Source organism: Methylobacterium sp. CCH7-A2 (assembly GCF_001557075.1).
Taxonomy (GTDB): Bacteria; Pseudomonadota; Alphaproteobacteria; order Rhizobiales; family Beijerinckiaceae; genus Allobosea; species Allobosea massiliensis.
Genome location: NZ_LSKN01000117.1, coordinates 21560 through 30873, shown reverse-complemented (window position 1 = coordinate 30873; position 9314 = coordinate 21560). Strand labels below are relative to the sequence as shown.

The following is a 9314-nucleotide window of genomic DNA, read 5'->3' as shown; positions in this document are numbered from 1 at the left end:
TACGTCACCGGCGGCGAGACCCGCGTCAAGGCGAGGCGGCTAGCGGCGGGCGAGGATCCCGATGGTGATCTCGACCGGCTCGACGTGCTCGGCACGCTCCACAAATTCGCCCAGGCGCGGCTCTCGCCGGAGGCCTTCGTCGAGGCGCTCGATCCGCTGCAGCCGCGGCTCTACTCGATCTCCTCCTCCCACAACGCCACGCCGGGCCGCGTCTCGCTAACGGTCGACGCCGTGCGTTACCGGATCGGCACGCGTCCGCGCTGGGGCGTGGCCTCGACCTTCCTCGCCGAGCGCGTCCAGCCGGGCGAGGCGGTACCGGTCTATGTCCAGCGCGCGCATGGCTTCGGCCTCCCTGCAAATCCTGACACGCCGATCATCATGTGCGGCCCGGGAACCGGCATCGCGCCGTTCCGCGCCTTCCTGCATGATCGCCGGGCGACCAAGGCGCCGGGACGCAACTGGCTGTTCTTCGGCCATCAGCGCCGCGCCACGGACTTCTTCTACGAGGACGAGCTGAGCGCGATGAAAGAAGAGGGTCTGTTGACCAACCTCACCCTCGCCTGGTCGCGCGACGGCGACGAGAAGATCTATGTCCAGGATCGGATGTGCGAGCGCGGCGCCGAACTCTTCGACTGGCTCGAACAGGGCGCGCATTTCTATGTCTGCGGTGACGCCAAGCGAATGGCCAAGGATGTCGAGTTGGCGTTGGTCGACATCGTCCTCGCCCATGGCGGGCGCTCCGCGGAGGCGGCCCAGGCTTATCTCGCCGGGCTGAAGAAATCCGGCCGCTATCAGGCCGACGTGTACTGATGCGGCCTGGAGAGGATCTGATGAGAGAAGCGAGGGCGAACAACCCCGAGAATGCCCGATGGAAGGCGCGCTTGGACTGGTGCTCCGGACAGTGGGCTGGTCATGGATAAGCTGGCGAAGCTCCCGATCTTTCTCAATCTCGAGTCAAAGCGCGCCGTCGTCGTCGGCAGCGGCAATGGTGCTCTCTGGAAGGTGCGGTTGCTGGCTGCGGCTGGAGCCGAGGTTGCCGTTTTCGCTCCTGCGCCGAGTGACGGCATGCTGGCCTTGGCGGCGCAGGCCAGCAGCCGGATCACGTTTCATCGTCGCGCGTGGTGCACTGCCGATTTCGCGGATGTCGCGGTCGCTCTGCTCGAGCCCTCGGGAGAACAGGCCGAGATCGAGCAGTTTCGTAGGCAGGCCCGGTCCGCGGGAGCGCTGGTCAATGTCATCGATACTCCCGAAGCCTGCGATTTCCAGTTCGGGACGATCGTCAATCGGTCTCCGGTGATCATCGGCATCTCGACTGACGGCGCCTCTCCAATCCTTGGCCAGGCCCTGAGGCGACGCATCGAGGCGATCCTCCCTTGCGAGATCGGCTCTTGGGCACGGGCCGCCAAGCGATTTCGGGCGCATCTGGCGGAGAGGCTTCCAGGCCGAATCGAACGCCGGGCATTTTGGGAACGGTTCGTCGACCTCGTGCTGGCGGGTCGGGGCACGGAAGGCTCAATTGCCCGGCTTGAGGCGATCGTCAATGAGATCCACGCTGACTTACCACACAAGGAACGTGACGCCGTCACTTCAGTCGTTGTCCTGACGGTGGATCCCGCTGATCCGGGGGAATTGACGCTGTCGGAGGTGCGCACCCTGCAGGCGGCAGATATGATCGTGCATGATAGAGCGATCACCGAACCGGTGTTGGAACTTGGGCGTCGCGAAGCAACTCGCGTTGCTGTGTTGAACGACGCTCAAGCCGCTATGTCGCTTAGCCGTCTCGCCTCGGGAACCTCACTCAGAATCGTCCACCTTCGCTCTAGGAGAACCTGCGATGCGATCGGATCGGCAAGCGACTACAGAGCGCCGATAGGCCACCTATCGTAGCTGCCCCGGTACCGATCTGCGCGAATGGCTGACAAAAGAGCGCGCCGACCTGAGCCTCGCGGTGCGAGGACTGTGGCTTTACATGTATGAGGACCAGCGCGCCAATCGACCGGTGCGAATGGCTTTCGACGCATTGGCGGAGGGCCTGCGAGGCTTGATTAGCCGAGGCGCAAAGCGCTCGGCAGGTGGAAGCGTGCGATTGCTCTGATCCCGTCGAATGGGCAGCTGGCCGCTTTTCTATGAATGTCCGGTTCCCGGTGGAGTGCCAAGTCCAGTTCTTGGCGCTCAGCGATTTTGACCTGTCCGTTCGATCATCTGTAACCACAAAGCGCAAGGACAGCCTAAGGCGGTTGACCTTCCCCAATGGGAAGCTTCATTTGATCGACGCAACGGAACGAATCGGCGGAGCATCGTGACGGCATTCGGGAACCTGGTCCATGCACTCAAGGCGACCGTATTGGTCGTCCTGTTGTCGCTTGGCTGGGCAATCCCGGTGCAGGCGCATTCCGGCCATGCCAAATCCAGGGCCGTCGCAGCCGCCGAGGCGATACCGCAGGACGCACGCCTGACCGTCACCGCCGCTTCGCCTCGACCTGAGACGGTCGAGGTCTGCGAGCCATCCGCGCAGCGGGCATCCGAACCGGCCGGCGATTGCCCGCAGAATGGCGGCTCTGATCGCAGCTGCTGCGGCACGATGTGCACGTCCGTCGTGATCGAACACGCCGTCGCGTCGCTGCCCTTGCGGGTCTCTCACAGGATCCGGCTCGGCTTGCCACCCGAGCACGCTACGCCCGAGCAGGCGCCGGGTCTCGACGCCAGACCTCCACGAACCATCGACATCGCTTGAGCGTCGGCCGGCTGACCAGCCGCGCCGCCGGATGGTCATGCCGATCGTGATGGGTTCGTTTCATGTTTTCGTTCGTCCGCAGCCTCGCACGCTGCCTCGTCGCGCCTGTGGCGCTGGCTTCCGTCCTGTCCGTTGCCCCGCTCGCGGCCCATGAGGGCCACGACCATGGCGCCCCGCCCGTGCCCGTCGCCACGGCGGGCTCGCCGCGGGTGGCGCTGCATTCCGACGCCTATGAGCTCGTCGGCATCCTGCGCGGCGACAGGCTGACGCTGTTCCTGGACCGCTATGCCGGCAACGCCCCCGTCACCGATGCCGGCCTCGTCGTGACGATCGGCACCGGGGCGGATGTCGCCGCGACACCGACGCCGGAGGGGACCTACGTGGTGGTCTCGGACCGGCTCGTCGGCGCAGGACCGCTGGAACTCGTCTTCGCCATCACTCATCCCGGCGGCGACGACCTGCTGATCGGAACGCTCGAACGGCCGGCGGCCGCGGCGACCGGCGCTCCGGCGGCATCGGGCCACGCTTCCGCTCAGGCTGCGAGCGTCGTCATCGCGGGCCGGCCGGTGCCGGTCCTGTACCTGGCGATGGGCGCGGCGCTGGCCGTGGGGCTCCTGCTCGGCGCCACACTCCGCCGCTCGCGCCCGGCCCTGTCCCTGACCGGCCTCGTCCTCGTGCTGCTGATCGCGGGGACGGGCCTGGCGAGCGCCCATGAAGGCCATGATCATGGTCAGGCGGCCAAGATGGCACCGCCCGCCGGCGACACCCCCCGCCGTCTCGCGGGCGGCTCGGTCTTCGCGCCGAAGCCGACGCAGCGGCTGCTGGAAATCCGCACCCAGGTCACCAAGACCGAGGAAGCGCGCAAGACCCTGGCCCTGGTCGGTCGCGTGATCGCCGATCCCAACCGCTCGGGCCAGGTGCAGAGCATCACCGGCGGCCGGATCGTCGCGCCCGAGAGCGGCCTGCCGCGGCTGGGCCAGATCGTCCGGCGCGGCGATATCCTCGCCTCCGTCGAGCAGGCCGTGCCGCAGGCCGACCGCACCACCATCGCCGAGCGCGTCGGCGAGATCGAGCAGCAGATCGCCATGGTCGAGGCGAAGCTGAAGCGCTCGCGCAGCCTGGCCGAGCGCGCCATCGCGCCGCAAAGCCAGGTCATCGATTTCGAGATCGAACTCGCCGGGCTGATGCGGCGGCGCGAGATCGTCGGGCGCATCCGCATCGAGCCCGAACTGCTGCGCGCCCCGCTCGATGGCGTGGTCTCGGCGGTGCGGGTCGTGGCGGGTCAGGTCGTCGGCTCGCAGGACGTCCTGTTCCAGATCGTCGACCCCGCGGGCCTGTGGATCGAGGCCCTGTCCTATGGCGATGTCGATCTCTCGCAGCTCGACGGCGCCTCGGCGCTGCTGCCCGGCGGAAAGCCACTCAGCCTGTCCTTCCGGGGCACCGGACGGGCGCTGCAGCAGCAGGCGACGCTGGTGCACTTCGCCGTCGAGGACCCGCCCGCCACGGTCGCGATCGGCCAGCCCGTGCGGGTGACGGCCCGCAACGGCGCCAGCGTCAGCGGCATCATCCTGCCGCGCGACGCCGTGGTGCGCGGCAGCAATGGCGAGGCGCTGGTCTGGCGCCACACCGATCCCGAGCGCTTCGAGCCCAGGCCCGTCCGCACCGAACCCTTCGACGCGACAAGGCTGGTGGTCCGCTCCGGCGTCGCGCCGGGCGAGCGCATCGTCGTGCGCGGCGCCGAACATCTCAACCAGATCCGCTGAGACGAGGGCGCGATGTTCAACCTCCTCGTCTCGGCCAGCCTGCGCAACCGGCTCTTCGTCATCGCCGCTGCGCTCGTGCTGATGGCCTATGGCAGCTATGTGCTGCCGCGCGTCCCCATCGACGTCTTCCCCGATCTCAACCGCCCGACCGTCACGCTGATGACGGAAGCCGAGGGGCTCGCCCCGCAGGAGGTCGAGCAGCTCGTCACCTATCCCCTGGAAACGGCGATGAACGGCATGCCCGGCGTGCTGCGCGTGCGCTCCGTCTCGGGCGTCGGCCTCTCGATCACCTATGTCGAGTTCGACTGGGGCACCGACATCTACCGCTCGCGACAGCTCGTCGCCGAGCGGCTGTCGCTGGTGCGCGAGCAGTTGCCGCGCGGCGTCAACCCGCAGATGGGCCCGGTCTCCTCGATCATGGGCGAGATCATGCTGGTCGCGGTGACGGCCGAGCGGGCCTCCCCGATGGAGGTCCGCGAGATCGCCGACTTCATCATCCGGCCGCAGATCCTGAACATCGCCGGCGTCTCGCAGGTCATCCCGATCGGGGGCGAGGTCCGCCAGTACCGGATCACGCCCGATATCGCGGCCATGCAGGCGCTCGACGTCACGCCCGAGCAGATCGAGGCGGCGGTCACCCGCTTCGGCACCAACACCGGCGGCGGCTTCATCGACCAGCAGGGGCGCGAATACCTGATCCGCAATGTCGGGCTGACGCAGCGGCTGGAGGACCTGCGCAACACCGTCGTGCTGCAGCGGAACGGTCAGCCGATCCTGCTGCACCAGGTCGCGGGCGTCGATTTCGCGGCCCGGGTCAAGCGTGGCGACGCCGGCTACCAGGGCCGGCCGGCGGTGATCATCGGCATCCAGAAGCAGCCCGAAGCCGACACCGTCGCGCTGACGCGCCAGGTCGAGACGGCGCTGGCCGATATCCAGAAGACCCTGCCCGCCGGCATCTCCGCGACGAATGTCCAGTTCCGGCAGGCGAGCTTCATCGAGACCTCGATCGCCAATGTCGAGCGCGTGCTGCTGGAGGCGGCCGGCGTCGTCGCCGTCATCCTGCTGCTCTTCCTGATGAATGTCCGCGCGACCCTGATCTCGCTGACGGCGATCCCGGTCTCGATCCTGACGACGGTGCTGGTCTTCCAGGCCTTCGGCCTGACCATCAACACGATGACGCTGGGCGGGCTCGCCATCGCGATCGGCGAACTGGTCGACGATGCCGTCGTGGACGTGGAGAACATCCTGCGGCGGCTGAAGCAGAACCGGGAGAGCGCCGCGCCTAGGCCCGTGCTGGCGGTCATCGCGGCGGCCTCGCAGGAGGTCCGGTCGGGCATCGTCTACGCCACCGCGATCATCATCCTCGTCTTCATCCCGCTCTTTGCGCTGTCAGGCATCGAGGGGCGGCTCTTCGCGCCGCTCGGCATCGCCTACATCGTCTCGATCCTGGCCTCGCTGATCGTCTCGATCACGCTGACCCCGGTGATGGCGTATTATCTCCTCTCGGGTGCGATGGGCGGCCATGAGCGCGACTCCTTCGTCGTGCGCCATCTCAAGCGGGGGAATGCGGCACTGCTGCGCTTCGCCTTCGAGACCCGCGCGCTTCTCGTCACCGTCGTCGGCATCGGCGTGGCGCTGGCCGTCTATGGCGCGACGCTGCTGCCACGCACCTTCCTGCCGCCCTTCAACGAGGGCACGCTAGTGGTCTCGCTGCAATACAACCCGGGTATCTCGCTGGCCGAGAGTCACCGCCTCGGGCTGCTCGCCGAACAGCTCGTCCTCAGGGTCCCGGAGGTGAAGTCGATCGGCCGCCGCACCGGCCGCGCCGAGCTCGACGAGCATGCCGAGGGCGTCCATTCCTCGGAGGTCGACATCGATCTCCATCGCTCGGACCGGCCCAAGGAAGCGGTCCATGCCGACATCCGCGCGGCGCTGAGCGTGCTGCCGGTCTCGGTCAATATTGGCCAGCCGATCAGCCACCGGCTCGACCACATCCTCTCGGGCGTGCGCGCCCAGATCGCGCTCAAGGTCTATGGCGAGGACCTCGACACGATCCGCAGCCTCGCCGAGACACTGCGCGAGCGGCTCGCCGCCGTGCCCGGTCTCGTCGATCTCCAGATCGAGCGGCAGGTCCGCATTCCCCAGCTGCGCATCGACGTCGACCACGACAAGGCGGCGCTCTACGGGCTGACGCCGGCCAGCGTCACCCAGGCGCTCGAGACGCTCTCCAACGGCCGCACCGTCTCGCAGATCGTCGACGGCAACCGCCGCTACGATGTCGTGCTGCGGCTCTCGGACCAGGACCGCTCGACGACCGGGCTCGAGGATCTGCTTATTGCGACGCCGGGTGGCCACCTCCCCTTGCGCCTGATCGCCTCGGTCTCCGAGACGGACGGCCCCAACCAGATCCAGCGCGAGAACGGCCAGCGTCGCATCGCGGTCTACGGCAATGGTGACGGCCAGCGCGACATGGCGGCGATCATCGCCGAGATCCGCGGGGTCGTCGCGCAGACGCCGCTGCCGCAGGGCTATGTCACCCGCATGGAGGGCACCTTCCAGGCGCAGGAGGAGGCGACGCTGCGGATCGGGCTGCTGAGTCTTGTGTCGCTGGCGCTGATCTTCGTGGTGCTGTTCACGCGCTACCAGTCGGCGGTGCTGGCGCTGATCATCATGGGCAATATCCCGCTCGCGCTGATCGGCAGCGTCGTGGCGCTGCACCTCGCCGGGCAGCCGCTCTCGGTCGCCTCGATGGTCGGCTTCATTACGCTCGCCGGCATCTCGGCCCGCAACGGCATCCTCAAGGTCTCGCACTACATCAACCTGACCCTCTACGAGGGCGAGCGCTTCGGGCGCGAGCTCGTCATCCGCGGCAGCCTGGAGCGGCTGACGCCCGTGCTGATGACGGCGCTCTCGGCCGGGCTCGCGCTGATTCCGCTGCTCTACGGCGCCGACCAGCCCGGGCGCGAGATCCTGCACCCGGTCGCGGTCACGATCTTCGGCGGGCTGATCTCGGCGACGATCATCGACACGGTGCTGACGCCCGTCCTGTTCCTCACCTTCGGCCGCAAGCCGCTGGAGCGCATCGTCGCCAGCCGGGCGCCGGGCGCCGGCGCGTTGTCGCCGACTGAAGCCTTCTGAAACGGCAAAGGAGAAAGACCATGTTCAGATCGATCACCGCTCTGGCCCTGATCGGCCTGGTATCGACAGCCTCAGCTCACGAACTGGCGAAAGGCCCCAATGGCGGCCCGCTCGTCGACGTCGCCGGGCACCATATCGAGATGGTCGCGAAAGGGACCGAACTCGTTCTCATCCTCACCGACGCCGCCGACAAGCCGCTGTCATCGGTGGGCACAAAGGCGGCGCGCGCCATTGTCCAGGACGCCGGCAAGACCGCGACGGTGGCGCTGAGCCCCGTCGAACCCAACAAGCTGGTCGGGACGCTCGCCCAGCCGCTGGGGACGGGCGCGAGGGTCGTGATCTCTGCGACACTCGCCGACGGCCACGCGTTGCAGGCGCGCTTCACCAACAACTGATCCCCGAAGAAAGGACCTACCGATGACACGCTCGATCCCGACCGCGCTGATCCTCCTGATGCTCGCCTTGCCCGCGGCCGCTCAATCCTCGCATCAGGGGCATGGCAGCCATGGCGCGCCGGCCGCTACCGGTGCGCCGAAAGGCCAGACGGGCGCCGGCGCCATGAGCATGGAATCCATGCAGACCATGATGAAGACCATGATGCCTTCGCCCGGCGACGCGGCCTCGACCAAGGACTTCAAGAGCGCCGACATGAAGATGATGCACGATATGGCCGTGCCCTACACCGGCAATCCCGACATCGACTTCCGCACCAAGATGATCCCGCATCATCAGGGCGCGATTGACATGGCCAAGGTCGCGCTGGCTCACGCCAAGGACGAGACGACGAAGTCTCTCGCCGCGCAGATCATCAAAGACCAGGAGCGCGAGATCGCCGAGATGCGAGAGTGGCTCAGCAAGAATGCTCCGAAGTGAGCGAGGGCATGCCTGGTGGGGGCTGATCCGGGCTGCGGTCCTATAGCGGCGGTTCGCGATCAGCCTGCTGTTTGGCGCCGCCAGTCATCGAGTGGTGTTAGAGTGCGGCTGGATGCGGCCTCCTAAGGAGGATGCAAAATGTCGATTGAGCAGCAGAACGTCACTCAACGTCCCGCCTGGAACACAGGACGCCTGATTGGTCCCAAGCCTCCGCTGAACCCGCGGCACATCTGGGCAATCCGAACGCGGCTTCAGCACGATCATCGCGTACGCGATCTCGCCATGTTCAACCTCGCGATCGACAGCAAGCTGCGCGGTTGCGATCTCGTTCGCCTTCGGATCAGCGATGTTGTCCTCGGCGGCACGGTGAGGCTGCGGACTTCGATCATCCTGCAGAAGACGGGCCGACCGGTGCCTTTCGAACTGACTGATCCGACGCGCGAAGCGCTGACCGCTTGGCTTCGGCGACGACCATCCATCGATGCCGACTGGCTGTTTCCCAGCCGTAGCCATAAAGGCGAGCATGTCACGACCCGCCAATATGGACGCCTGCTCGATGACTGGGTTTCGCTGATCGGCCTCGACCCTGCCCTTTACGGCACGCACAGCCTCAGGCGCACCAAAGTCGCACTCATCTACAAGCGAACCGGAAATCTGCGAGCCTGCCAGCTTCTGCTCGGCCATTCCAAGCTGGAGAGCACAGTCCGTTACCTCGGCATCGAAGTCGATGATGCTCTGATGTTGTCTGAGCAAACAGATATCTGATTGAGACGGCGCGGCGGCTCCCGCCGCGCCGGAGCGGACCA

8 protein-coding genes are annotated in these 9314 nt (G+C 67.0%); all 8 read left to right on the top strand.

What is annotated here, in order from left to right; translation table 11 throughout:
- Nucleotides 1-810 (top strand): sulfite reductase subunit alpha (locus AX750_RS10135; RefSeq protein WP_156449775.1); only part of this gene is annotated, 810 nt, incomplete at its 5' end.
- Nucleotides 811-912: 102 nt separating this feature from the next.
- Nucleotides 913-1887, top strand: coding sequence for an NAD(P)-dependent oxidoreductase (locus AX750_RS10130; protein ID WP_067254021.1), 975 nt, complete (start codon nucleotides 913-915; stop codon nucleotides 1885-1887).
- 412 nt (nucleotides 1888-2299) lie between these two features.
- On the top strand, nucleotides 2300-2734 hold the full coding sequence (locus AX750_RS10125) for a hypothetical protein (RefSeq protein ID WP_067254018.1): 435 nt from the start codon (nucleotides 2300-2302) through the stop codon (nucleotides 2732-2734).
- 62 nt (nucleotides 2735-2796) lie between these two features.
- Nucleotides 2797-4497 carry an HlyD family efflux transporter periplasmic adaptor subunit gene (locus tag AX750_RS10120; RefSeq protein WP_066716040.1) on the top strand — a complete coding sequence of 567 codons (1701 nt, stop codon included), beginning with the start codon at nucleotides 2797-2799 and terminating at the stop codon, nucleotides 4495-4497.
- 12 nt (nucleotides 4498-4509) lie between these two features.
- A complete protein-coding gene (locus AX750_RS10115; RefSeq protein WP_066716038.1) occupies nucleotides 4510-7635 on the top strand; it encodes an efflux RND transporter permease subunit in 3126 nt (1041 codons plus the stop codon).
- A 20-nt stretch (nucleotides 7636-7655) separates the two neighbouring features.
- On the top strand, nucleotides 7656-8030 hold the full coding sequence (locus tag AX750_RS10110) for a hypothetical protein (RefSeq protein ID WP_066716036.1): 375 nt from the start codon (nucleotides 7656-7658) through the stop codon (nucleotides 8028-8030).
- A 22-nt stretch (nucleotides 8031-8052) separates the two neighbouring features.
- Nucleotides 8053-8508 carry a DUF305 domain-containing protein gene (locus AX750_RS10105; RefSeq protein ID WP_066716033.1) on the top strand — a complete coding sequence of 152 codons (456 nt, stop codon included), beginning with the start codon at nucleotides 8053-8055 and terminating at the stop codon, nucleotides 8506-8508.
- A 138-nt stretch (nucleotides 8509-8646) separates the two neighbouring features.
- Complete coding sequence (locus tag AX750_RS10100; RefSeq protein ID WP_066716031.1) at nucleotides 8647-9273, top strand: tyrosine-type recombinase/integrase; 627 nt, start codon at nucleotides 8647-8649, stop codon at nucleotides 9271-9273.
- Nucleotides 9274-9314: the final 41 nt, after the last annotated feature.